Annotated in this window: 24 protein-coding genes; 14 read left to right on the top strand and 10 right to left on the bottom strand. The window is 65.8% G+C overall.

The genetic code is table 11. From position 1 onward, the window contains the following. Window positions 1-28 precede the first annotated feature (28 nt). A complete protein-coding gene (locus M2390_RS13605; RefSeq protein WP_121687355.1) occupies window positions 29-1,126 on the top strand; it encodes an ABC transporter ATP-binding protein in 1,098 nt (365 codons plus the stop codon). A gap of 142 nt (window positions 1,127-1,268) precedes the next feature. Further along, window positions 1,269-2,564: a DUF4032 domain-containing protein gene (locus M2390_RS13610; protein ID WP_030148220.1), complete on the top strand. Its 1,296-nt coding sequence runs from the start codon at window positions 1,269-1,271 to the stop codon at window positions 2,562-2,564. A 78-nt stretch (window positions 2,565-2,642) separates the two neighbouring features. Here M2390_RS13610 and rlmB read toward each other — a convergent pair whose 3' ends face one another. The 3 genes from rlmB to M2390_RS13625 form a co-directional block, all read right to left on the bottom strand. Further along, window positions 2,643-3,671 carry a 23S rRNA (guanosine(2251)-2'-O)-methyltransferase RlmB gene (rlmB, locus tag M2390_RS13615; RefSeq protein ID WP_121687357.1) on the bottom strand — a complete coding sequence of 343 codons (1,029 nt, stop codon included), beginning with the start codon at window positions 3,669-3,671 and terminating at the stop codon, window positions 2,643-2,645. Then, window positions 3,664-5,079 carry a cysteine--tRNA ligase gene (gene cysS, locus M2390_RS13620; protein ID WP_259179527.1) on the bottom strand — a complete coding sequence of 472 codons (1,416 nt, stop codon included), beginning with the start codon at window positions 5,077-5,079 and terminating at the stop codon, window positions 3,664-3,666. Before cysS ends, rlmB begins: the two co-directional genes overlap by 8 nt. Window positions 5,080-5,295: 216 nt before the next feature. Further along, entirely contained in the window at window positions 5,296-5,883 is a 588-nt protein-coding gene (locus M2390_RS13625) for a TetR/AcrR family transcriptional regulator (protein WP_259179528.1), read from the bottom strand. A 97-nt stretch (window positions 5,884-5,980) separates the two neighbouring features. Here M2390_RS13625 and M2390_RS13630 point away from each other — a divergent pair, with 97 nt between their 5' ends. After that, window positions 5,981-6,709, top strand: coding sequence for a DUF981 domain-containing protein (locus M2390_RS13630; protein ID WP_259179531.1), 729 nt, complete (start codon window positions 5,981-5,983; stop codon window positions 6,707-6,709). Window positions 6,710-6,766: 57 nt separating this feature from the next. Here M2390_RS13630 and ispD read toward each other — a convergent pair whose 3' ends face one another. Together ispD and M2390_RS13640 are read right to left on the bottom strand one after the other, a co-directional pair. Next, window positions 6,767-7,939, bottom strand: a complete 1,173-nt coding sequence (gene ispD, locus M2390_RS13635; protein WP_259179532.1) for a 2-C-methyl-D-erythritol 4-phosphate cytidylyltransferase — start codon at window positions 7,937-7,939, stop codon at window positions 6,767-6,769. Between the two features lie 141 nt (window positions 7,940-8,080). After that, complete coding sequence (locus M2390_RS13640) at window positions 8,081-8,563, bottom strand: CarD family transcriptional regulator (RefSeq protein ID WP_030148214.1); 483 nt, start codon at window positions 8,561-8,563, stop codon at window positions 8,081-8,083. 160 nt (window positions 8,564-8,723) lie between these two features. Between M2390_RS13640 and M2390_RS13645 the strand changes: the two genes are divergently transcribed. Then, a complete protein-coding gene (locus M2390_RS13645; RefSeq protein WP_259179534.1) occupies window positions 8,724-9,215 on the top strand; it encodes a hypothetical protein in 492 nt (163 codons plus the stop codon). A gap of 247 nt (window positions 9,216-9,462) precedes the next feature. Here M2390_RS13645 and M2390_RS13650 read toward each other — a convergent pair whose 3' ends face one another. Both M2390_RS13650 and M2390_RS13655 read right to left on the bottom strand, forming a co-directional pair. Then, the gene (locus tag M2390_RS13650) at window positions 9,463-10,149 is read right to left on the bottom strand and encodes a response regulator transcription factor (protein WP_030148211.1); all 687 of its coding nucleotides are present in this window, start codon (window positions 10,147-10,149) and stop codon (window positions 9,463-9,465) included. Next, complete coding sequence (locus M2390_RS13655; RefSeq protein WP_310503991.1) at window positions 10,149-11,297, bottom strand: ATP-binding protein; 1,149 nt, start codon at window positions 11,295-11,297, stop codon at window positions 10,149-10,151. The genes M2390_RS13650 and M2390_RS13655 overlap by 1 nt, the downstream gene beginning before the upstream one ends. 191 nt (window positions 11,298-11,488) lie before the next feature. Here M2390_RS13655 and phoU point away from each other — a divergent pair, with 191 nt between their 5' ends. Continuing rightward, on the top strand, window positions 11,489-12,154 hold the full coding sequence (gene phoU / locus M2390_RS13660) for a phosphate signaling complex protein PhoU (RefSeq protein ID WP_030148209.1): 666 nt from the start codon (window positions 11,489-11,491) through the stop codon (window positions 12,152-12,154). A 9-nt stretch (window positions 12,155-12,163) separates the two neighbouring features. Here phoU and M2390_RS16155 read toward each other — a convergent pair whose 3' ends face one another. From M2390_RS16155 to M2390_RS13675, 3 genes are all read right to left on the bottom strand, one after another. Further along, entirely contained in the window at window positions 12,164-12,322 is a 159-nt protein-coding gene (locus M2390_RS16155; RefSeq protein WP_310503993.1) for a hypothetical protein, read from the bottom strand. A gap of 182 nt (window positions 12,323-12,504) precedes the next feature. Beyond that, complete coding sequence (locus tag M2390_RS13670) at window positions 12,505-13,173, bottom strand: GntR family transcriptional regulator (protein WP_259179541.1); 669 nt, start codon at window positions 13,171-13,173, stop codon at window positions 12,505-12,507. Window positions 13,174-13,201: 28 nt separating this feature from the next. After that, window positions 13,202-14,224: an ornithine cyclodeaminase family protein gene (locus M2390_RS13675; RefSeq protein WP_259179543.1), complete on the bottom strand. Its 1,023-nt coding sequence runs from the start codon at window positions 14,222-14,224 to the stop codon at window positions 13,202-13,204. Window positions 14,225-14,454: 230 nt separating this feature from the next. Here M2390_RS13675 and M2390_RS13680 point away from each other — a divergent pair, with 230 nt between their 5' ends. The 9 genes from M2390_RS13680 to M2390_RS13720 form a co-directional block, all read left to right on the top strand. Further along, on the top strand, window positions 14,455-15,375 hold the full coding sequence (locus tag M2390_RS13680; protein ID WP_259179545.1) for an ABC transporter permease: 921 nt from the start codon (window positions 14,455-14,457) through the stop codon (window positions 15,373-15,375). A gap of 27 nt (window positions 15,376-15,402) precedes the next feature. Beyond that, a complete protein-coding gene (locus tag M2390_RS13685; RefSeq protein ID WP_187977557.1) occupies window positions 15,403-16,287 on the top strand; it encodes an ABC transporter permease in 885 nt (294 codons plus the stop codon). Beyond that, window positions 16,284-17,114 carry an ABC transporter ATP-binding protein gene (locus tag M2390_RS13690; protein WP_259179546.1) on the top strand — a complete coding sequence of 277 codons (831 nt, stop codon included), beginning with the start codon at window positions 16,284-16,286 and terminating at the stop codon, window positions 17,112-17,114. The genes M2390_RS13685 and M2390_RS13690 overlap by 4 nt, the downstream gene beginning before the upstream one ends. Further along, on the top strand, window positions 17,111-18,091 hold the full coding sequence (locus M2390_RS13695; protein WP_259179548.1) for an ATP-binding cassette domain-containing protein: 981 nt from the start codon (window positions 17,111-17,113) through the stop codon (window positions 18,089-18,091). The genes M2390_RS13690 and M2390_RS13695 overlap by 4 nt, the downstream gene beginning before the upstream one ends. Window positions 18,092-18,137: 46 nt before the next feature. Further along, the gene (locus tag M2390_RS13700) at window positions 18,138-19,652 is read left to right on the top strand and encodes an ABC transporter substrate-binding protein (RefSeq protein WP_183091813.1); all 1,515 of its coding nucleotides are present in this window, start codon (window positions 18,138-18,140) and stop codon (window positions 19,650-19,652) included. A gap of 5 nt (window positions 19,653-19,657) precedes the next feature. Continuing rightward, on the top strand, window positions 19,658-20,878 hold the full coding sequence (locus tag M2390_RS13705; protein WP_259179551.1) for an amidohydrolase family protein: 1,221 nt from the start codon (window positions 19,658-19,660) through the stop codon (window positions 20,876-20,878). Further along, on the top strand, window positions 20,872-21,771 hold the full coding sequence (locus M2390_RS13710; RefSeq protein ID WP_259179553.1) for an aspartate/glutamate racemase family protein: 900 nt from the start codon (window positions 20,872-20,874) through the stop codon (window positions 21,769-21,771). Before M2390_RS13705 ends, M2390_RS13710 begins: the two co-directional genes overlap by 7 nt. Before the next feature lie 255 nt (window positions 21,772-22,026). Continuing rightward, window positions 22,027-23,916 (top strand): alpha/beta hydrolase family protein, encoded by a 1,890-nt coding sequence (locus M2390_RS13715; RefSeq protein WP_259179565.1) that lies wholly within the window; start codon window positions 22,027-22,029, stop codon window positions 23,914-23,916. Between the two features lie 100 nt (window positions 23,917-24,016). Then, a partial coding sequence (locus tag M2390_RS13720; RefSeq protein ID WP_259179555.1) for a hypothetical protein occupies window positions 24,017-24,261 on the top strand: 245 nt, incomplete at its 3' end.

The following is a 24,261-nucleotide window of genomic DNA, read 5'->3' on the forward strand; positions in this document are numbered from 1 at the left end:
CGTACCTGCCGGTGAAGGAGAAGAGAAAATGGCTTCGGTCACTTTTGATAACGCAACTCGTATGTACCCCGGAGGCACCCGCGCCGCCGTTGACAAGCTCAACCTTGAGGTCGCAGATGGCGAATTCCTCGTTCTGGTTGGCCCGTCCGGTTGTGGTAAGTCCACCTCCCTGCGTATGCTCGCCGGCCTCGAAGAGGTCAACGACGGACGCATCCTCATTGGCGACCGCGATGTGACCGACATCCCGCCGAAGGACCGCGACATCGCCATGGTCTTCCAGAACTACGCGCTGTACCCGCACATGACCGTGGCCGAGAACATGGGCTTCGCCCTGAAGATCGCCGGCGTCAGCAAGGACGAGCGTGCCGCCCGCGTGCTTGAGGCCGCCAAGCTGCTGGACCTCGAGGACTACCTGACTCGCAAGCCCAAGGCCCTCTCGGGTGGTCAGCGTCAGCGTGTGGCCATGGGTCGCGCCATCGTGCGTCAGCCCCAGGTGTTCCTGATGGATGAGCCGCTGTCGAACCTGGACGCCAAGCTGCGCGTCCAGACCCGTACCCAGATCGCGTCGCTGCAGCGTCGCCTGGGCGTCACCACCGTCTACGTGACCCACGACCAGACCGAGGCGCTCACCATGGGTGACCGCATCGCCGTGCTGAAGGACGGTCTGCTCCAGCAGGTCGGAACCCCGCGCGACCTGTACGAGCGTCCCGAGAACGTCTTCGTGGCCGGCTTCATCGGCTCCCCCGCGATGAACCTGCTGCAGGTCGGCCTGGCCGACGGCGGCGTGCAGTTCGGTCAGTCGGTTGTGCCGGTGGAGCGCGAGACCCTCGCCCAGACCACCGCGGCCAACGCCACCATCGGTGTGCGCCCCGAGGACATCCGCGTCACCGAGGACCCCAACGCCGGCCTGGCCGTGACCGTGGACCTGGTCGAGGAGCTCGGCGCCGACGGTTACCTCTACGGTCACGCAGACATCAACGGTGTCCGCACCGATCTGGTGGCCCGCGTCGACGGTCGCATCCACCCCTACGCCGGCGAGACCGTGCGCCTGGAGGTTCTGCCGAACCACCTGCACGTGTTCGATGTCGAGTCGGGCCTGCGCCTCTCGAAGCCGGTGACCCTGTAATTTAGGTCACCTTCCCGGGCGGATATTCAGCCGGTAGTCTCGTGACCTCCGGTACGCTCGAAATAGAGTTTGTTTAGCTTCGGCCCACACCCTCGGTGTGGGCCGAAGTGTTATCCCGGGTAACCGGAAAGAGAGGGAACGCATGAGCGGCTCGCTAAACATCACCTCGGCCACCGCGGATCCGGCGCTGCTGGACCTGCCCTGGGAACTCCCCCTGGCGGACTGGCCGAGCGAGAGCATCGCCTCGCTGCCCAAGGGTATTTCGCGCCACCTGGTGCGCTTTGCCAACCTTTCCGGCTATGTGGTGGCCGTGAAGGAAACCACCGCCGAGATGGCCCGCGGCGAGTATGACATGCTGCGCACCCTGCAGCGCCTGGATATCCCGTGTGTGGATCCGCTCGCGGTGATCACCGGCCGCGGCACCGAGAACGGCGATGAGCTGCCCTCGGTGCTGGTGACCCGTCACCTGCGCTTCTCGCTGCCCTATCGCGCGCTGTTCTCGCAGCAGCTGCGCCCGGACACCGCCACGCGTCTTGTGGACGCCCTCGCGGTGCTCCTGGTCCGCCTGCACATCGTCGGCTTCTTCTGGGGCGATGTGTCGCTGTCCAACACTCTCTTCCGCCGCGACGCCGGCGCGTTTGCCGCTTATTTGGTGGACGCCGAGACCGGCAAGCTCTACCCGGGTGGTCTGTCGCGCGGCCAGCGCGAGAACGACCTGGAGATCGCCCGCGTGAACATCGCCGGTGAGCTGATGGATCTCGCCGCCGGTGGCCGCGCCGACGAGGACCTCGACCCGGTGGAGCTCTCCAACGGAATCGTCGCCGCCTACCGCCAGCTGTGGACCGAGCTCACCGGCTCCGAGTCCTTCTCCTCGCATGAGCGCTGGCGGATCCGCTCGCGGGTTGAGCGCCTGAACGATCTGGGCTTCGACATCGAGGAGCTGGCAATCAAGACCGCCGAGGGTGGCACCACCGTGCGCATCCAGCCCAAGGTTGTGGACGCCGGGCACCACCAGCGTCGTCTGCTGCGCCTCACCGGTCTCGACACCGGCGAGAACCAGGCCCGCCGGCTGCTGAATGACCTTGACTCCTACATTGCTGCCAACGGTAAGCAGGATATGGACGAGGAGGTCGTGGCCCACGAGTGGCTGATCCGCGTCTTCGAACCCGTGGTCAAGGCCATCCCGCGTGAACTCAAGGGCAAGCTCGAGCCGGCCGAGGTGTTCCACCAGCTCCTGGAACACCGCTATCGCCTCTCCGAAGCCCGCGACGCCGATGTGCCGCTGGCCGAGGCGCTGAGCTCCTACATCAACGACGTGCTGCGCCACCGCCGAGACGAGGCCACCGTTATCGCCCCGCCCACCGAGGCCCTCGACCTGCCGCTCGACGCGGTGGACGATGATGGCGAGCCCACCGCGGACTGGCGCGACCTGGTCTAGCTAGCGCCACGACGCCCCCACATACAGGAATCCCGCCCGGTTGCCCGGGCGGGATTCCTGTTTTTCGAGAGGGGTTAGCTACTTGGCGGCCTTGCCCTCGGCGCGCAGGCGCGAGATCTCGTACAGGGTCACCGAGGCGGCGATACCGGCGTTGAGCGATTCGGTTGCGGCGGAGATCGGGATCGAAACGATCGCGTCGCAGGCCTCGGTCACCAGACGCGAGAGGCCCTTGCCCTCGCTCCCGACAACGATCAGCAGCGGGCGATCGGCCAGCTCCAGGCCCGGCAGCATGGTGTCGCCACCACCGTCGAGACCGATCACGAAGACACCCGCGGCCTTATAGGCCTTGATGGTCTGGGTGAGGTTCGCGGCCATAGCCACGGGGGTACGCGCGGCGGCACCGGCGGAGGTCCGCCAAGCCGAGGCGGTCATACCCACCGAGCGGCGCTGCGGAACGATCACGCCGTGACCACCAAACGCGGCGGTCGAACGCAGGATCGCGCCGAGGTTACGCGGGTCGGTGATTCCATCCAGCGCGACGATCAGCGGCACCTGAGCGCGTGAGATGGTCTTCTGCAGCAGGTCCTCGGGGTGCTCGTAGCGGTACGGCGGCACCTTAAGCGCCAGGCCCTGGTGCACCGAGTCGAAGCTCACCATGCGGTCAAGCTCCGGGCGCATGACCTCGAGGATCGGGATACCCCGGCCGGTCGCGATGGTCACGATCTCCTTGACGCGCTCGTCATACTCGATCCGCGAGGCGATGTAGAGGGTGGTTGCGGGGATCTTTGCCCGCAGCGCCTCAAGCACCGCGTTACGACCGGTGACGATCTCCGACTCATCCGCGGTGCGCTGCTTGGGGCGGCGCTGCTGCGGGGCCTGGGCGGGCTGGTCGCCACCGCGCGACTGCGCGGGTCCACGACCACCGCGGGCGGCCTCCAGACGCTCGCGAGCGATCTTGCGCTTGCCGGCGACGTGGTAGGTCCGGTCCTCGGCCTTGGGGGTCGGGCCCTTGCCCTCGAGGGACTTGCGTCCGAGTCCGCCGGTGCCCTTTGCGGGGCCCTTCTTACCCTTACGAATGGCGCCGGGACGCCCGTTGTTGTTAGCCATCAATACTCCAATGTGCCCCGGTGGGGGTGTCGTCAATCGTGATACCCGCAGCCTGGAGGTCATCACGAATTTGGTCTGCGGTGGCGAAGTCCCGGCTGGTCCGGGCCTGTTCGCGATGCCCCAGCAGCCGGTCTACAAGCGGCGCGAGCACGGCCTGAGCCGCCTGGTCGCCGGCCTGCTGCCAGGTTGCCGAAAGTGGGTTGATGCCGAGGACGTTGGTCATCGCGATGACCTGTCCAAAGGCGGCGGCCGCGGCCGCAAGATCGTCTCCGTCAATCGCCGCGTTGCCGCCGCGAATGGTGTCGTGCAGGACCGCAAGGGCCTGCGGGATCGCCAGGTCATCGTCCATCGCGGCGATGAACTCGGCGGGAAGCTCCTCGGTCTGGGTGCCGGCGAATCGGGTATCGGCCAGGCGACGATCGACGCGCTCGAGGAAGCTTTCGATCCGATCCAGGGCGGCCTCGGCCTCGGCCAGGGCTCCGTCATGGAAATCAATGGTGGAACGGTAGTGTGCCTGTCCCAGGAAGTAGCGCAGCACGAGCGGGCGCGCCTGGGCGAGCAGGTCGGCGGCGAACAGCGAGTTGCCAAGCGACTTGGACATCTTCTGTCCGCCCACGTTCACCAGGCCGTTGTGCACCCAGTAGTTTGCGAAGCCGTGACCGGCGGCGCTGGACTGAGCCAGCTCGTTCTCATGGTGCGGGAAGCGCAGGTCCAGGCCGCCACCGTGAATGTCAAAGTTCTCGCCGAGATAACGGCTGGACATCGCCGAGCACTCGATGTGCCAGCCGGGGCGTCCGGCACCCCACGGGCTGTCCCAGACGGCCGAGGAGGGCTCGCCGTCCTTGCGTCCCTTCCACAGGGCAAAGTCGCGGGGATCGTTCTTGCCGCGCGGATCCGCGTCGGTGGCGTCCTCCATCGCGTCGATGCTCTGCCGGGTCAGTTCGCCATAGCGCGACCAGCTGCGCACGTCGAAGTAGACATCCCCCGAGCCATCGGCGGCCGGGTAGGCGTGACCGCGCTCGATCAGGCTGGTGATGATCTGCTGCATCTGCTGCATGCTCGCGGTTGCCCGCGGCTCATAGGTGGGCGGCAGAACGCCGAGTGCACGGTAGCCCTCGGTGAATTCCAGCTCCATCCGGTAGGCCAGCGCCCACCACGGCTCATCCTCGGTGGCGTTGAGCAGCACCTTGTCATCGATGTCCGTGACGTTGCGTACCAGGGTGACCCGGTAGCCCGAGTATTCAAACCAGCGACGCAGTTGATCGTAGACCAGCGCCGAGCGCAGGTGACCGATATGCGGGGAGGACTGCACGGTGGGTCCACAAACGTAGAGTCCTACCTGGCCCGGAATAATCGGGGTAAATTCGCGCAGGTCTTGGGATTTGGAGTCGTACAGGTGTAGGGCCACGTATATAAGAGTACAAGGGGCGAGGCCCGACGGCGCGCCGCGGCCGGTGTGTGACACGAGATTTTCCCGCTCAGACACCGTGTTTACTCAAAAAATACCGGTTGTCAGTTGTATTTCGTGCGCGGAGCACGTGGTGGCGGCACCCGTTTCGAGGGTGTGTGGAGGGCGCAGGCTACCCTCGCGGCACCCGCTTGAGGAGCGTGTAGTCAGCGCGGGCTACCCTCGCGGCACCCGCTTCAGGAGTTCCAGAAGCCGGGCAACCTGCCGCGCGGCCGCGAGTCTGGGGTCGACTTCTCCCGCACCCACCGCATAGAGCAGGCTCGCATCGAGCATCTGGGCGATCATCTCGGTCTCTCCCACGCCACCAAACCCGCAGCGATCCAACACGGTTTCCAGCGCGGCCAGCAGACGCGGGCGGGACACGGCCATGATCTCGCGCAGCTCGGGATCGGCACCTGCCTCGAGCATGGGTTCGAGGCGGACCCGCACCAGATTGGGGTCGGTCTGCGGCGCGTACCAGGTTTCCAACAGCAGCGAGGCGGTCTCTACCGCGTCCCGTTCGGACCTCGGCAGCGCCTCGGCCACCCGGGTGGCGGCGGTGACGCGAACGTTTTCGGCCGAGGTGACCGCGGCCGCGTAGAGCTCGCGCCGGGTGGCAAACAGGTAGTTGGCAGACCCCGCGGGGATCCCCGCCGCATCGGCGACCCGGCGGTGCGTAATCGCACGCGGGCCCTCGGCGATGAGCAGGGTCGCGGCGGCGGCCACCATGAGCTCTCGGCGCTGCTGGGTGGTCGGCGTAGTCATCTCCCCAGATTACCCGTTTGCTCCCCCTAGGAATCCGCGCACACCGGGTTTATACTGCCGTATACACAGCATATACACATGCATAGAAGGAAACCTCATGTCCCCCATCAAAACCGAGGGTCTGGTCATCGACTGGACCCAGATGCCCACCTACAACACGATCATGTCGATCGCCGCCGGCGCCGGCCTGCTGCTGCTGGTCCTGCTCGCCCGCGAGCTGCGCAAGAAGGACACCGAGTTTGTCCCCGAGGGATGGGCACTCGCCTCGGGTGTGCTCGGCTTCATCCTGACCGCCACCGGCCTGCACATGACCCTCACCTGGCCCTTTGCCAAGTACTTCCCCTTTGACAACATCATCTTCGGTGAGACCAGCCTCGGTCTCGGTGTGCTGCTCCTGGCCGCCTCGCTATTCCTCTGGAAGCGTGGCAAGACGATCCGCGATGCTGCGGATCCCGCTCAGTATGTGGCGAAGGTGTCGCGTCCGCTGGGCATATTCATCGTCGGCCTCGGCCTCGCCCTGTTCGGGATCGCCTTCGCCGGCGTGATCTTCCAGCTCTTCGCCGCCCCGCCGGAGGAGCCCATCTCCGGTGCCTTCGCCGAATACCCGATGATCGAGGCAATCTTCATGTCCGGCCTGTTCGCCCTGGTGGGCCTCGGCGCGGTCCTCTTCCCGTTCGCGCTGAAAACCTTCTCGACTAAAACTCTGCCCGGTGCGGTTGAGAAGATCGTGGGCATCGTCTGGGGCCTCGCGGGCATCGCGTTTGTGCTGTTTGGCGCGATGAACTTCTTCACCCACATCGGCCTGATCGTCAACACGATGGGCTAGTCTCCCCCACACAAAAATGCCGGACCCCGCGGGGTCCGGCATTTTTGTTATTCGACTCTAGTGACGCTGGCGCAGCGCCGCGGTCGCGATGGCGGTGAGACCCTCGCCCCGACCGGCGAAGCCTAGGCGGTCGGTCGTGGTGGCCGAGAGGCTCACCGGTGCCCCGATCAGTCCGCTCAGCAGAGCTTCGGCCTCCGCCCGGCGCGGGATGAAGCGCGGGGTGTTGCCGATGATCTGGACCGAGACGTTCTCGATTCCGAAGCCCGCCTGGATCAGGCGCTCCCGGGTTGCGATCAGGAAGACCTCGCCGCGTGCCTGGGCAAACCGGGGGTCATCGGTCCCGAACATCGTGCCGATGTCGCCGAGTCCGGCGGCACCCAGCAGTGCGTCGGTGATCGCATGGGACACCGCATCACCATCCGAGTGACCGGCGAGCCCGGCCTCCCCCGGCCAGTGCAGACCCGCGAGCCACAATTCGGCGTTGTCATCGTAGGCGTGCACGTCCACCCCTACGCCCACGCGGATACGCTCTGAGCCCTCGGGGCGCAGCAGGTGTTCGGCTCGGTTGAGGTCCCACGGGGTGGTGATCTTGAAGGCGCGGGCATCTCCGGGGATCACGGCGACGGATCCACCGGTGGCCGCAAACAGCGCCGCGTCGTCGGTGTACTCCTCCTCGGCGTCCGCGTAGCCCTGAGCCAGCGCGTGGCGCGGGAACCCCTGGGGAGTCTGCATTGCCCGCAGCTCGTCACGGTCCACGGTCTCGACGATGCGCTCCTCGTCATCCACGCGCTTGATGGTGTCGGCCACCGCCAGGCCCGGAACAATTCCGCGGCCGCCCGCGGCCACCGAGTCCACCACGTCGTCAAACTGTGTGGAGGGGGTCAGCGCCCGGGCCGCGTCGTGAACCAGGACGATGCGCACCGAGTCGGCCAGCACCGCGATTCCGGCCGCGACCGAGGCCTGTCGGGTCGCCCCGCCGGTAACCACCGAGGCGTACTCGGCGGCATCTCCGGCCGCGTGGCCCAGAATAAGCTCGGCGTCCCCGCGGAACGCCTCGGGAGCAACCACGATCACCTGTGCCTCGCGGCGCATGCCAAAAACGCCGCGCAGCGCGTGCTCGAGGATCGGCACGCCGGCCACCTCACGGAAGGCCTTGGGGATATCTCCGCCGAGGCGGGTTCCACTTCCGGCGGCTACAACGATCACGGCGACGGCGGGGTTCACACTCATACATCGAGCGTACAGGCCGGGCCCCGAGGAAACGCAAAACGGGCGGATGCATCAGCATCCGCCCGTTTCGAAGTGCGTTATTCGGGGGTGAACCCGTGAATGGCTAGGAAGCCCAACCTCCGGAGGAGGTCTCAAGGCAAACTAGGAAGCCAGAACCTCATCGAGGACCAGCGACGCCTTGTCCTCATCGGTCTTCTCGGCCAGGGCCAGCTCGGAGATCAGGATCTGCCGGGCCTTGGCCAGCATGCGCTTCTCTCCGGCGGAGAGTCCACGGTCCTGGTCTCGGCGCCAGAGGTCGCGAACAACCTCGCTCACCTTGATCACATCGCCGGAGGCGAGCTTCTCAAGGTTGGCCTTGTACCGGCGCGACCAGTTGGTGGGTTCCTCGGTGAAGGGTGCACGCAGCACGTCGAACACGCGCTCCAGCCCCTCCTTGCCGATCACATCGCGGACCCCAACAAGGTCCACATTGTCTGCCGGAACCTCGATAACCAGGTCGCCCTGGGTCACCCGCAGTTTCAGATATGTTTTCTCGACGCCCTTAATCAACCGGGTCTTTACCTCGGTAATTTCGGCAGCCCCGTGGTGGGGGTAAACGACGGTCTCGCCAACCTCAAAAATCATGAATCGGTGTCCCTTCAGCGTTTTTCAGTTTAGCACAGTGAAGATACGTTATTATCTGCGCGGTCAACACACCCTTTATCCGCACGCTAGACTAGGACGGTCCAGCCCCTGCACGCGGGCAATCCCGCTCGCCTGCCACCGTCGTGTTCTTGGAGGACCAGTGAAGACGCGTTTCATCACCTCGGCCGTACTCGCGGCTACCGTTCTTGTCGGCACCGCCGGTTGCAACCTGATCGCCCCGCAGGCGACGCTGAAGCACTACGACGCGAGCGATGGCGTTTCGGCAAACGTCGGAACCCTCGACGTACGTAACGCCCTGGTGATCACCCACTCGAAGACCGAGGCCGTTCTGGCCGTCACCGTGGTGAACACCGGCGACAAGGCGCAGACCCTGAACATCGAATACCCCGGCGGACGCACCTCGGTCGAGATCGACGCCTCCGGAATGACCACCTTCGGTGCCGATGGCAAGCCCGGTATCACCCTGCAGGACTTCACCACCCCGGCCGGCGCCGATGCCCTCATGTCGTTCCAGTACGGCAGCGAGACCGCCGGTGAGGCCCGCGTTCCGGTGCTCGACCCGGTACTCAAGGAGTACGAGACCATCACCCCGGTCCCGAGCCCCTCGGTCTCGTCCTCGACCGGCAACTAACACCCACAGCATTCGCCTCGCTCGCCCACCGGCCAGCGCGCGCACCTCACCGGGTATCAACACGGCTTTGGCCGGTTGATACCCGGTTTTGCATTTCCCCGTGGACCCATCATCACGAGTAGGCGACGCGCCCGACTTCGAAATAACCTCAAGAAGTTCGCAAAAATATCACCGCCGGGAAACGCCGTCGCCCGCACACCATCGGTGTGCGGGCGACGAAATCGCGCAGGCTCAGCGGGGTGGAGGGTTAGCCCTCCAGGCGGTAGCCCAGGCCGCGCACGGTGAGCAGCATCTTGGGCTCGGAGGGAACCGGTTCGATCCGCGAGCGGATGCGCTTGATGTGCACGTCGAGGGTCTTGGTGTCCCCGAAGTAGTCGCTGCCCCACACGCGGTCGATGAGCTGTCCGCGGGTGAGCACCCGTCCGGTGTTACGCATGAGCATTTCCAGCAGCTCAAACTCCTTGAGCGGCATCGCCACCGCGGTGCCGTCCACCTCAACCGTGTGGCGGTTGAGGTCCATCGTGACGTTCCCCGCGCGCAGCACGGTGTCATCCAGCTCGTCACCCTCCTCGTCGCCACGGCGACGCAGGACGGCGCGAATGCGGGCGAGCAGTTCGCGGCTCTTATAGGGCTTGGTCACGTAGTCATCGGCACCGAGCTCGAGACCCACCACCACGTCCACCTCGTCATCCTTGGCGGTCACCATGATGATCGGCACCGTGGAGAGCGCGCGGATCTGCCGGCACACCTCGGTGCCCGAGATCCCCGGCAGCATGAGATCCAGCAGGATCACCTCGGGGTTATCGGTGTGGAACTTGGCCAGCGCGTCCGTTCCGTTCTCGGCGAGCGACACGGTGTGCCCCTCGCGCTCCAGCAGGTACACCAGCGGTTCGCTGAGTGAAGCTTCGTCCTCAACAACCAGGATCCGAGCCATTACTTTTCCTCCAGGGATGTGGTTTCGATCTGAGCCCGGGCATCAGCCGATGCCTCGGGAAGTCTGATGGTGAAGGTGGACCCCTGGCCCACGCGGGACCACACTCGGGCCTCGCCACCGTGGTTCTGTGCCGTGTGCTTGACGATGGAGAGCCCCAGGCCCGATCCGCCGGTGGTGCGCGAGCGCGCCTGATCCACCCGGAAGAAGCGCTCAAACACGCGTTCGCGCTCCTCCTCGGCTATGCCGGGGCCCTGGTCGGTGACCGAGACCTCGACGATCCCGTCACGCACGGCCAGGCCCACGCCGACGCGAGTGGCGTCCGGGGAGTAGGCGATCGCGTTGTTCACCAGGTTGTGCACGGCCACCACAAGCAGGGCCCGGTCGCCGATCACGACGGCATCGGAGACGGTTCGGGAGATGACCTCGACCCCGTGGGATTCGGCGATCACCTTGTTCTGCTCCACCGCGGCCTTGACCACGTCGGCCATGTCCACCAGCGCCGGCTTGCCGATCGCCTCGGCGGACTGCAGTCGGGAGAGGTTGATGATGTCGGCGGTGATCTTGGTCAGCCGCTCGGCCTCGACCTCCAGACGGGTGGCGAAGGAACGCACCCGCTCGGGATCATCGGCGGCGGGATCCAGGGCATCGGCCAGGAGCGAAATCGCGCCGATCGGGGTCTTGAGCTCGTGGGAGATATTGGCGATGAAGTCGCGGCGGACCTCATCCAGGCGCAGCCGCTCGGTCTGATCCTCCACCAGGATCAGCACGTAGCGTGTGCCCAGGCGCGCCCCGCGAGCGAGGACCTGACGGTCAAGCTCGCCGAACTGGTCGGGGCGCAGGGCAAATTCGCGGGTGGTGGGCAGTCCGGTATCGCGCACCACGTTGGCCAGCGCGTCGAGCTCCTCGTGGGTCACGTGACCATCCCGCACGAGCCCCAGCGTAAACGCCGCGCTCGACGCCTTGACCACGTTGCCCGAGGGGTCCACGACCACGCCCGCGCTTTCAATCGCATCCAGAACCTGCGATACCCCCTCCGGCACGCGGGGTGCGGCAACGGCGGCCACCCGACGGCCGCGCTGAGCGGCCACAAAGAACAGGAGGGTAAACCCGGCCCCCAGGACAAGTCCCAGGACCAGAGTGGAAGTCACCAACAGGGTTGAGTGCATACGACTAGATTAGGGGGCAGTGCACCCGGTTACCCAACGGCAACCATCCCAACCAGGGCTTTTAGTGTCGCGTTTACGTAATCGGCACCAACTGTTAACCTTGACCGGGCATTCTAATGCGGTGCCGCCAATCCTTCGGCCCGCACCACACACCCGTTCACACGAGGAGAAGCATGCGTCAGGTATTCCAGCAGGAGTTGCGAGAGGTTCAGGATCGTCTGATCGCCATCTCGGAGCTCGTGACGATCTCGATTGAGAACGCCGTGCGCGCTTTCAACGAGTCGGATGTGGCAATCGCCGAGGGTGTGATCGAGAACGACACCCGCATCGACGTCCTCACTCGCGCCCTGGACGAACTCGCCATCAACATTCTTGCCCGCCAGCAGCCGGTCGCCCGCGACCTGCGCACCGTCGTCTCGGCCCTGCGGATCTCCGCATCGCTTGAGCGCATGGGTGACATGGCCGAGCACATCGCCCAGCTTGCCCGCTACCGTTTCCCGGAGCGCGCGGTGCCCAAGGGCCTGCGCTCGACCTTCGCCGAGATGGGGCGTCTGGACGTGGAGATCTCGCGCAAGCTCACCGAGATGCTGCGCAACCAGGATGTGGAGCTCGCCGAGGAGATCCTGACCGACGATGACCGGGTTGATGACCTGCACGTCGCCGTCTTCGAGAAGGTTCTGGGCGACTCCTGGAAGGGTGAGGCCACCGCAACCGTGGACGCCACCCTCGCCTCCCGCTACCACGAGCGCTTCGCCGACCACGCGGTCTCGATCGCCAAGAAGGTCCAGTACCTCGCCACCGGCGACTGGACCCCGGAGTCGGACGACAACGCGCTCTAGTCCGGCCCGTCACAAACCCCGCGGAACCTCGGTTTCGCGGGGTTTTTGCTGCGCGGGCGAAGAGCGGCGGGTGAATTCGGCGTGGTCGAGGGTTCCACGGGCACGGTCGGTGATGTTTTTCACATCTAAACGATTGGGCTCCCAGCCTTCATGCCAGGCGGAGGCCAACGCGTTGACGACGGCACGCCGCTGTTCGCGGTCAAGACCAGAAAAAGCTCGGGCCAGCGCTTCTCGACGTCAAATACAGATGAGAAGAGGGGATCGGTCATAGGACACCTCCTCGAGTGTTGTGCCAGCCTACGCTTCGTGCCTGCCCTCCACCAGGAATCGGTCCGCCAATTCCGCAGTTCCTACGCCGGGTCTCCGAGGTGGCCGGCGAGGGCCGCGAAGGTGGGGACGCGGCCGCCCTCGACGTGGGCGCTGGCGAGGAACCGGGCGAGGGCACCCTCACCCGCGGCGATGGCCTCGACCAGGTGGCGATGCTCGGAGCACTGCACGTCGGTGTCACGGTCGGAGGTGAGGAAGAAGATCCAGTTCATCCGCACCAGGACCGGGCGCATCATCTGGCGCAGCAGTTCGTTGTCGGCCAGGTCGAGGATGACCCGGTGTAGGTCGGCGTTGGTTGCCGCGATGGTGATCGGATCGCCCTGCTCGATCGCGGCCACGGCATCGGCGAACGCCCGGTGCAGCGGTTCCGGATCCGCCCCTGCCGCCACACGCCGGGCCGCATACTCGGCGGCCAGCGGCTCCAGCGCCAGACGCACCTCAAACAGGTCCGTCACCGAGGCATGGTCCCAGCTGTGCACCACCGCACTGCGGCGCGGATTGGTGCGGATCAGGCCGTCGCGCTCCAGCAGCGGCAGCACCTCGCGAATCGGAACGCGGGACACGTTCAAGTCGGCGGCCAGGGTCGTCTCGGGAAGCTTCGCCCCCTGGGGATACTCCCCCAGGATGATGCGCTCACGCAGGGTTGCGTAGAGCGCACCCACCAGCGAGTCCTCGGCCGATACCCGTGTCATCGCGACCCCTTCTTCAACGCCGTCATGCTCATGATACGGGAGTGCGCACCGGACGCAGCTGGACCTGCAGACCATCCTCATGAGCTTCGGAACGGCCCAGGAAGTACTCGGCCGCCGCCAGGTCCTGCAACCCGATGCCGACGCTGTTGAACACGCTGAGTCCGCGGGGCCGAGCGACCTCGCCGGCGAGGATCCGCCCGAGCTCGACCGGTTCCGTCTCGCCCAGTGTGCCCGCGGCGATCGCGTCTCGAATATTGCCGGACTCGGCCAGGGCGATCGGCAGGGCATCCACGACGGTGAGGGCCGCGCGCCCGAATACGTCGGGGGTCAGCTCGCGGAACAGGGGGCGCGGCGGGGAACCCACCGCGTTCAGGTGCACGTCCTCGCCCAGCAGGTCCGGGGTGATCAGCGGGTCGAGCGCCGGGGTCAGCGTGCAGACGATCCCGGCACCAGCGAGGGCCGTACGCAGATTCGTGGTCGCACTCAGGCTCACGCGGGCGAAGGCGGGCTCGGCGCTCAGGGTCGCCACCGCGGTGTCCGATCCGGCCGGGGTCCGCGACCAAAACCGGATCTCGCGCAGAGGCATCGCCGAGACCAGCGCCCGCGCATGTTCCAGTGCCAGGGCCCCGGCACCCACAATCGTCACCACGTCGGCCCCCTCGGGCGCCAGTGCCAGGGTTGCCGCCACGGAGACCGCGGCCGTGCGGGTGCGAGTAAGTACCGCCCCGTCGATCAGCGCCCGGCACTCCCCAGTCTCGGCCGAAAACAGCGCGACGGTCGAGCGCTGTGCGGGAAGCCCGCGCTCACGATTATGCGGGGCATCGGCCAGCGCCTTGAGGACATAGCCTCCGGTGCTCGCCCGGTATCCGGTCATCGGGATGATCTGGGCGGGCGCCGGATCGGTGTCGGCCGGATTGCGGATCGAGCGCGGCACGGGCTGGATTGCCACACCTCGGGCATGGTCCAGATGGATCTCGCGCATCGCCGTGATCAGGCCGGGCCATTCAACCAGACGCGCGCAGTCTTCGCCGGTCAGGAGCACTGTGGTCATATCAGTCCTTGTATACAGAATCAGGAGCGGATGCGATTGAACCCGCGGAACACGTTCCCAGTATGCGGTGTAGTTGAGCGATTTGCAACACGCTCAGATCACCGCAATTACCGCGAAATACCCGCGGATATGCCGGGACGGACTTTTGTTACCGGCCCGTAACAGGATGTGATCCGCCCGAAACAATCCCGGGTCACTATGTATACAAAGATCCCGTTTGAAAGGCAAACATGGCTCGATACGTCCTCCGCCGCCTGATCCAGGCCGTCGTGACCCTCGCCATCGTGGTGAGCCTCACGTTTGTCTTCGGTCGCCTGAGCGGCAGCCCCGCGGCGATCCTGCTCACCGAGAACGCCCCGCAGTCACAGATCGACGCTCTCAACCACCGCCTCGGCTTCGACCTGCCGATCTGGCAGCAGTACCTCAACTACATGGGCGGCGTGCTGCACGGCGACTTCGGCGACTCCTACCGTCAGCCCGGCGTCCCCTCGATGCAGCTGGTCTTCGAGCGCATCCCCGCCTCCTTCCAGCTCGGCTTCGCCGGACTCGCGGTGGGTCTGCTGCTGGCGCTGATCGCCGCGGTGAGTATCCACCTCACCGGCCGGCGCTCGCTGCGCACGATCTTCCTGGGTTTCGGATCGCTGCGCCAGGCCATCCCCGACTTCTTCTTCGGTCTGCTCCTGGTCCTCGTCTTCTCGGTTGGGCTGGGCGTGCTGCCCTCGCTCGGCAACGCCGACTGGCGGGCGATGATCATGCCGGTGCTGACCATCGCCACCGGACAGTTTGTGGTCTACACCCGACTGATGGATAACGCACTGAGCGAGCAGAGCGTCTCCGACTACACCCGCACCGCGTATGCCCGCGGCGAGCGCCACGGCACCGTGGTTCTCACCGAGACCCTCCCCAACGCGCTCCTCCCGGTCCTCACCGTGGCCGGCATCAACCTCGGCACCTTCCTCGGCGGCCTGGTCATCGTGGAAAACGTGTTCGCCTGGCCGGGCCTGGGACAGCTGATGCTCGGGGCCGTGTACTCGCGGGACTTCCCGGTGGTGCAGTCGGCGCTGATCGTCATCGCGGTGATCTTTGTGGTTGCCAACCTCCTGGTTGACCTAATCTACGGCCTCGTTGACCCCCGTGTCCGCCTCTCCTGATCTCCCCCGTCCCGAAGTGAGGATCTGATGACCACCACCGCTTCCCCCGCCACCGTCGCGGCACCGCGTGCCCGCCGGTTCCGCATCACCGGACCGCTTGTGGGCACCGTGCTCGTGGGCATCGTGGTGCTGTTTTGCCTGCTGTATCCGCTACTGCCCGGCTATGACGCATACACCCAGAACCTCGACAAGATGCTGCTGGGTCCGCTGACCGATCCGGCGCATCCGCTGGGCACCGATGCCCTCGGCCGCGATGAGGCCAGCCGGCTCGCGCTGGCCGGCCGGATCACCCTGGGCATCGTGGTCGCGATCGTCGCCGTCAACGCTCTGATCGGCCTCGTGGTCGGAACCTCCGCCGGCTATCTCGGCGGCAAGGTGGACACCGTGCTGATGGGCTGGGCCGACGTCCAGCTTGCGCTCCCCGTCATCCTGGTCCTGATCGCCCTCTCCGCCGCCCTCGGCCCGAGCGTCTGGCTGATGATCATCGTGCTCGCCGCAACCTACTGGGTCGGTTACGCCCGGGTCGCCCGCGGCACCGCGCTGAGCCTACGCGAACGCGACTTTGTGATCGCCCCACGCATCCAGGGGGCCAGTCGCTGGTGGACCGCCCGCAAGCACATCATGCCCAACGTGGCCGTGCAGATCCTCATTCTGGCCTCGACCGATATCGGCGGTGTGATGCTGCTGACCTCCTCGTTCGACTTCCTGGGCCTCGGCGTCCAGGCCCCCACCCCGAGCTGGGGTCTGATGATCTCCGAGGGACAGAAGTACATCCGTCAGGCACCGCACCTGGCCCTGGTCCCCGGAATCGCGATCTTCCTGGTCATCATCGGCACCAACCTGATCAGCCAGCGCTTCACCGCCGAGGGTTCGGCCCTGTTCCGCATCGCCAAGAAGGGAAAGCGCGCATGAACATCCCCACTCCGCTGCTGGAGGTGCGCGACCTGCGCATCGCCACCACCGCCCCCGATGGAAGCGTGCGCGAGCTCGTGCACGGGGTCAGCCTGACCGTGCACCCGGGCGAGGTCCTGTGCCTGGTGGGAGAATCCGGTTCGGGCAAGAGCCTCACGATGCTCGCGGTGCTGGGGCTGCTGCCCCCGGGAGTGGAGGTGACCGGCGGCCAGATCCTGGTGGACGGGATCGACGTCGCGGGCATGGACGACAACGAACTGCGGGTGCTGCGCGGCGGCCGGGTCGGCATGGTGTTCCAGGATCCGATGACCGCGCTCAACCCGGTCAAGCGGGTTGGCAACCAGGTCGCCCGAGCCGTGAAGGTCCACCAGCCCACGCTCTCCACCGCCCACACCCGAGTCCGCGCCGCCGAGCTGCTGGAGCGGGTCGGGGTGCGCGATGCCGCCGAACGCGCCCGCGCCTATCCGCACCAGTGGTCCGGCGGTATGCGCCAGCGCGCGGTGATCGCGATGGCCATCGCCAATAATCCCGGACTCCTGATCGCCGACGAGCCCACCACCGCGCTGGATGTGACCGTGCAGGCACAGATCATGCGGGTGCTCGCCGAGGCTCGCCGAGACACCGGCGCAGCCCTGGTGATGATCACCCACGACCTGGGCCTGGTCGCCCAGGTGGCCGACCGGATTTGCATCATGCGTTCGGGCGAGATCGTCGAGGAGGGCAGCGTCTGGGATATCTTCGACCGCCCAGACCACCCCTATACCCGGATGCTGCTGAGTTCGATCCTGGGCGTTCCCACCACCAATCCCGAGGGAGTTTCGGCATGAGTGACACCGGCACAGGCACAACCACAGGCACCAGCACCGGACCGATCGAACACCTGACCCGCACCCCGGTCGCCACCGATGCCCCGGTGGTCCTGGAGGTCGCCGACCTCGCGGTCACCTTCCGCGGCTCGGGCCGCCGCCGAGAACCCGTGCGCGCGGTGGACGGCGTGAGCCTGACCCTGCACCGCGGCGAAACCCTGGGTCTGGTCGGCGAATCCGGCTCCGGCAAGTCCACGCTGGTGCGCACCCTGTTCGGGCTGAACGCCCCCACCCGCGGGAGCATCCGTATCCTCGATCAGGATCCGAACGCGCTGAACGGCCGGGACCTGCGCCGCCTGCGTAACCGCATGCAGATGGTGTTCCAGGACCCCTACTCCTCACTCAACCCGCGGCTCACAACCCACGACATCGTGGCCGAGCCGCTGCGACTGATGGGCCGCTACGACCGCGACCGGGTGATCCAGCTGCTCGCGGATGTGGGCCTCGGCGAGGACGTGCTGGGCCGCCGCCCGGCACAGTTCTCCGGCGGCCAGCGTCAGCGCATCGGCATCGCCCGGGCGCTCGCGCTCAACCCCGAGATCCTGGTGCTGGATGAGCCGGTGTCGGCGCTGGATGTGTCGGTGCAGGCGCAGGTGATCAGCCTGCTGATCCGGTTACAGGAGCAGCACGGACTCTCCTACCTCTTTATCGCCCACGACCTCTCGGTGGTGCGCCACCTCTCCGACCGGATCGCCGTGATGCGCGCCGGGCAGATCGTGGAGACCGGACCCGCCGAGCGCGTGTTCCACCACCCCGAGGATGCGTACACCCGCGAGCTACTCGCGGCGATCCCGATCCCCGATCCGCACCGTCGCGGTGCGCTGACCGGGGCGATCCCCACGCCGAACCCGGGCACCGCCGGCCCGCGTCCCGGAACACTCGGCCTCGCCGATTCCCGACGCGACGCTTCCACCGGCCCGCTCTCCTCGGCCGCCTAGACTCCCCGCCCCACCCGCACCACCGAACCCTGAAATGAGTACCGCAATGAGACGTTCCCTCACTGCCACCCTGGCACTCTCGGTTGCCGCGACCCTGCTGCTGGCCGGATGCTCGGCCGGCGCCGCCGGAGGCTCCGCCGATCACACGCTGACCATCGGCCAGGTGGCCGAGCCGGAGAAGGCGCCCGACCCCATCATGGACGGTTCCCTGGCCGGCTACAACTACTACTACAACGAGTTCGACCAGCTGACCCAGCTCAGTGCCGACGGCGAGCTGACCCCGCGCCTGGCCACCAAGTGGACCCCGAACGCCGACTTCACCACCTGGACGTTCACCATCCGCACCGACGCCAAGTTCAGCAACGGTGACCCGGTCACCGCCGAGGATGTGGCCTACACCTACAACAAGATCCTCGCCTCCCCCGACTCGGACAACCTCGGCTATATGGAAACGCTGAAGGCCGTGCGGGCCACCGCCAAGGACACCGTCGAGTTTGACCTCAACGCCCCCTTCTCACCGTGGCCCTCGATCACCACCGCGATCTCGATCGTGCCCGAGAAGGTCTACGAGAAGCTCGGCTCGGACGGGTTCGCCAAGGCACCGGTGGGCAGCGGACCGTTCAAATTTGAAAGCTACACCCGCGGCGTGAACTACACGATGGTTGCAAACCCTGACTACTGGGGCAAGGCCCCCGAAACGAAAAAGGTGGTGTTCCAGACCGTCGGCGATGAGGATGCCCGCCTCAACGGTGTGATCTCCGGGAGCCTCGACATCGCCCTGATCTCTCCCAACCAGGCCACCGGGTTCAACGCCCCCGGTGCCTCGGTCAAGAGCCGCACCGGCAACGGCTCGGTGTTCCTCGGCATCAACTCCACCGCGGGTGTGCTCGCCGATGCCAAGGTGCGTCAGGCCATCTCGCTGGCCATCGATGAGAAGTCGCTAGTGTCCAAGGTCCTCTCGGGCAGCGGCACCGCCAACGACCAGGTCATCGCCCCCTCGGTTGCCGGTTACGTCAAGGACGCGGCCACCCACGAGTTCGACCCCGAAAAGGCCAAGTCGCTGCTCGCCGAGGCCGGATATAAGGGTGAGAAGATCACCTTCCAGTACGCAACCAGCGGCCGTATCCCGCTCTCCTCGAACGTGGCCCAGGCGATCCAGGGCTACCTCAAGGCCGTGGGTCTGAACATCGAACTCGCCGGGACCGACCAGGCCACCCTGTCCTCGATCATCTACTCCACCGTGAACGCCGCCGGCATCTACCTCAACACCTGGGCACCCTCGACCCTGGATGGTGACATGCCCGTCACCAACCTGTTCGCCGGCGGCCAGAATGACTACGCCAAGGACGCCGCCGCCAAGGATTTGGTGCTCAAGCAGCGCACGGTTTCCGGAGACGAGCGCACCGCGGTGTTTGCGGAACTGCATAAGCTGAATGTGGAACAGGCCCACATCATCGGGCTCTACACCCCGAACACCGACTATGCGGTCCGCGACGGCATCACCTGGAAGCCCCGTGCCGACGGCGAGTTTGTGATCGCCGACATTACCTATGCGAAGTGAGTGACATGACAACCGCCCTGCTGATTACCAACGTGCGTCCCTGGGGTGCCGAAACCACCGATGTTCTGCTCTCGGGCGGGGTTATCGTGGCGGTCGGTGCCGAGGTTGCCACCCATCCCTCCGCCCCCACGGCCGAGATTCTGGACGGGGAGAACCGCCTGCTGGTTCCCTCCTTCTCCGACACCCACGTACACCTGGACTCGACCCGGCTGGGTCTGCCCTTCCGCCCCTACTCGGGCGAACCCGGACGAGACGGACGCATCTACAACGACCGCGCCAACTGGCGCTCGGCAGAGAAGTCGGTGAGCGAGCGAGCGACCTATACGCTCGAGCGGATGATCGCCCACGGTGCCACCCGGGTGCGTTCCCACGCCCAGGTGGATGCCGACTCGGGCCTGGAGAAGTTCGCCGGGGTCCTGGCCGCCCGCGAGGCCTATGCGGACCGGGCGGACGTGGAGATCGTGGTGTTCCCGCAGGTGGGGATCCACCGCGAGCCCGGCGTCCCCGAGCTGATGTCCGAGGCGCTGCGCTCGGGCGGCAACCTGGTGGGCGGGATCGACCCGTGCGAGATCGACCGTGATCCGGTCCGCCACCTCAACACCGTGTTTGAGCTCGCCGAACGCCACGGGGCCGGTGCGGACATTCACCTGCACGAGGCCGGACTGCTGGGCCTGTTTTCGATGGACCTGATCTGTGAGCGGGTGCGCGCGCTGAGTATGCAGGGTCAGGTGTCCATCTCGCACGCCCCGGCGCTCGGCAGCGGGCTGCCGCAGGTGGACAGGGCGCTTGAACAGATCGCCGAGCTGGACATCGCAATCACCCATATCGCCCCCTCGGGTGGCGGCTGGGTGCTGCCGCTCGAGCGGATGGCCGCCGCGGGCATCCGCGTGGGCCTGGGCATGGACGGCCAGCGCGACTACTGGTCGCCCTACGGAAACGCGGACATGCTGGACCGCACCTGGCAGCTGGCGTTTGTGCAGAACTACAACCGCGACGATCAGATCGAAAACGCGCTGGAACTGGCAACCTGGGGCGGGGCGCGGGTCATCAACCGTGAGCTAAGCGCCGCCGGTACCGGACGTCCCGGCGTGGCCGTGGGCGACCCGGCCGAGCTGGTCCTGATCCCCGGCGAAACCCCGACCTCGGCGGTTATGGATCGTCCGGCGCTCGGTCGAGTGGTGATTCACGCGGGACGCGTGGTCGCCCGAGACGGCGAGCTGTGCTGAGCAATCTGCTGCCGACGATCCTCGTGGTGAACTGCAATACCGATGAGCAGGTCACCGCGGGGATCGCCCGCACCGCGCAGGCTGCCGCACGCACGTCGGTGGTGCGCGCGGTGCAGCCCACCTGGGGTCCCACCTCCGCCGAGGGGTATCTGGAAAGCTACCTCAGCGCGGCCGCGGTAATCGAGCGGGTCGCCCAGGAGCGCACCTACGATGCGGTGGTGCTCGCCGGATTCGGCGAGCACGGACGCGAGGGAGTGCGGCAGCTGGCAAACGTCCCGGTGGTGGACATCACCGAGGCCGCGGTCTTTACGGCCTGCTTGCTTGGACACCGCTTTGGCGTGGTGACCACGCTGGAATCCACGCTCGCGGGGATCACCGACACGATCGAGCTGATCGGCCTCTCGGGCCGCTCGGCGGGCGTCCGCGCCTCGGGAATCCCGGTGTCGCATGCGGGGGCGGCTGGTGCTCGAACGTCGGGAACGAGCGCGGTTGCGGCCTCGACGGCGGAAATGCTCCCGGCATCTCATTCGGTTCCGACCTCGCAGGCGCGTGTGCTTCCGGCTTCGGAAGCCAACACTCACCAGGCCTCGGCACCCCTCACGGATCCCGGCATGGATGCGCTGGAGCGCGAGGCGCGGGTTCTGCTGGATGCCGGAGCCGACGTGATTGTACTCGGCTGCGCCGCCTTCGGCGGGCTCGATCGGCGCCTATCCGACCGCCTGGGCGGCGTCCCGGTGGTGGACGGAGTGAGCCAGGCCGTGCGCCTGGCAGAAACCCTCCTCGCCGCAGGCCTCTCCACCAGCAAGCACGGACCGTTCGCACCCCCGCGTGCCAAGGTGTGGACCGAGCGCACCCTCCCGCTGCCGGCCAAAATCAGCCGGCCGGGCGTCTAAAAACCACCAACGCAATCGCGCCCAGAGACGCATCAGGTTCAGCCCCGCACGACGCAAGCGTCTGCGGGGTTGAACCTACTTTCAGCTTGGTGGAATCCACCACTGTTACGTCACGTCATGGCGCTAGGACAATGCATCACACGTGTGCAGCGAGTTGGGTGTTAGCCTGAGGGTCGATGTTTCGGGGGAAACAATGAATTTTCAGTGGGTGGCCGTGTCGACACGGCACATGCAGATCCGGTTTGTGGGCGCGTGATGGGCTGGTCTGAGGCTGATCCTGGGGTGAGGGATTTTTCGGGAGCTGTTGCGACCGGTGCCGCGTTGACGCGGGAGAGTGGCGAGTTGCAGAGCGTGGTGTCCACGCTGAACGCGGCCGTGGCCGAGACCCCGTTGCACTGGCAGGGCGAGGGCGGGGAGACCTGGGCTCATCAGGTACAAACTCAGCACGACGCGGTGGTGGAGTTTTCCCGGATCCAGGCCGAGATGGGGACCATTATTTCCCGGTTCGGGTCGGTGATGGAAGATCTACAGGCGCGCGCGAACGCGGCCAAGGCTCGGAGGGAACAGGCTTTAGCCACGTTCCAGGCCGACGCGGCGAAGAAACGTAATGATGTGTCTGCGGGGTTGCTGGCGGTGGGGAGTGTTCCCTCGGTGCCGGTGCCGGGCAGTTTTGTGAGTATGCAGGTTGCTGGGCATGATGCGTATTTTGCTGCGATTGCTGATTTACAGGGTTTGGCCCAGGAGCGGCGTGAGGCTGAGCGTGCGTGTGTGTCGGGTCTTGAGGGTGTGATGCCGGCGTCGTGGGTGCAGTTGAGGTTGGTTGCTGGTGTGCGTGCGGGGACGGATATTACGAGTTTGACTCCGGCGGGGTTGGCGCAGTTTTTGACTGGGTTGTCTGCGGATGAGGCGTATGGGTTGTTGAAGCAGATGGATGCTTCGGGTGTGGCGATGGTGTGGGATGGGCTGTCGGATCGTGTGAAGTCTTCGTTGGTGGAGGATCGTTCGGAGTTTGTGGGCGGGTTGGAGGGGGCGCGGTATTCGGACCGATCCAAGGCGAATGTGCTGGTCCTCTTTGCCCGTCAGGAAGAATTGGCGGGCGAGGTAGATCAGGCTCGGGCGGCACTGGCAACCATGATGCCCTGGGACCTCGGGTATACGGAAGCGCTCAAACGTCAGGGACTCGCGCTGGTGGAATATCAAAAACTGGACGCGCTGTGCGCGATGTTCAAGGACGGTAAAAACCTCGGGCTTACACCGCCGCGGTATTTGGTGAATTTCGAATTCAAAACCTCGCGTTATCCGCTGGTGGCGATCGGAATTGGTGACCTGGACCAGGCCAAAAACGTTACGGTTTTTGTTCCGGGCATGGACAGCAAGGGCTCCGCACCCGAATCCGAAATCACGGGGGTGCTTAACATCCTGGATAAACGCGAAGGTTTTGCGGGGATCGCCTATCTTGGTTACGAGTCTCCGCAGCTTGATCTTGTTGATCCCCTCGGGGTGGTGCGCACGGACTATGCCCGTGCCGGTGGCGATCGGTTATTTCCCCTGTTGGCGGGTCTGAATGCAAAACGGCTGGATCAGGGGCGGGTAAACGTGGTCGCCCATTCCTACGGCACCACCACCGCGGCGTTTGCCCTCGCCAAGGGCAACGTGGGGGTGAACTCCTTCACCCTGCTGAGTTCCGCGGGTATCAGCCAGGCACTCGATATTAGAGATTTGAATGTGGACCCGAAGCATATATATGTAACCGAGCCCAGAGGCGATAGCATCGCCGATATCGGGCGTTCTACCGGTCGGGCAAACCCGGAGGATCCGCGGTGGGGTGCGGTAGCGTTTGGATCGGATGGAACCGTGATCAACGGAGAGCGGTTGGAACGAGTCACCGGCCATGGGGCCACGGGCAACACAACACAGTTCACCCAGCATCCCCGACCCGGCACGACAGAGATTGATCCCAAGGGCAGTTTCCAGGGCACCCACCTTGCGCAGGACTCCGAGTCGATGTGGAATATACAGAAAATTATCGTGACTGACACCCCGGTTCTCACCCCTGGGGATCGCGGTGATGCAACGTCTGGGCCGATTCGAACTTGGTGGGATCAGATCAACCGTCAACAGAAAGCGGCAGAACATGGGCATTAGGTATCGGTGGCGAGCGGGATTGATCGCGAGCCTGATGGCAGTCGTGGCGTTGGGTGTGAGCGGGTGTGGGGCGGGAGGCGGGATTGTGGAGGTGCCGAAGGTGAATACATCAAGTGCGGACCCGGCAACGGTCAAACAGGACCTGTGGGACGAGTTCGATAACGTCGAACGCATCGCCGGAGGCGAATGGACAAACAAGGACAACATGCTTGCCAATCCGTGTTCGAACGCCAAGGGGTTTAACTACGATGGCGGGCGACTCATGCAGGGGCCGGTCGAGGATCCCGCGGGGTTTGCCAACGCGGTCGCCCAGTCCTGGCGGGAACGCGGGTTCACGGTCTCGCA

Source organism: Mycetocola sp. BIGb0189 (genome assembly GCF_024810155.1).
In the GTDB taxonomy this organism is placed as follows: domain Bacteria; phylum Actinomycetota; class Actinomycetes; order Actinomycetales; family Microbacteriaceae; genus Mycetocola; species Mycetocola lacteus.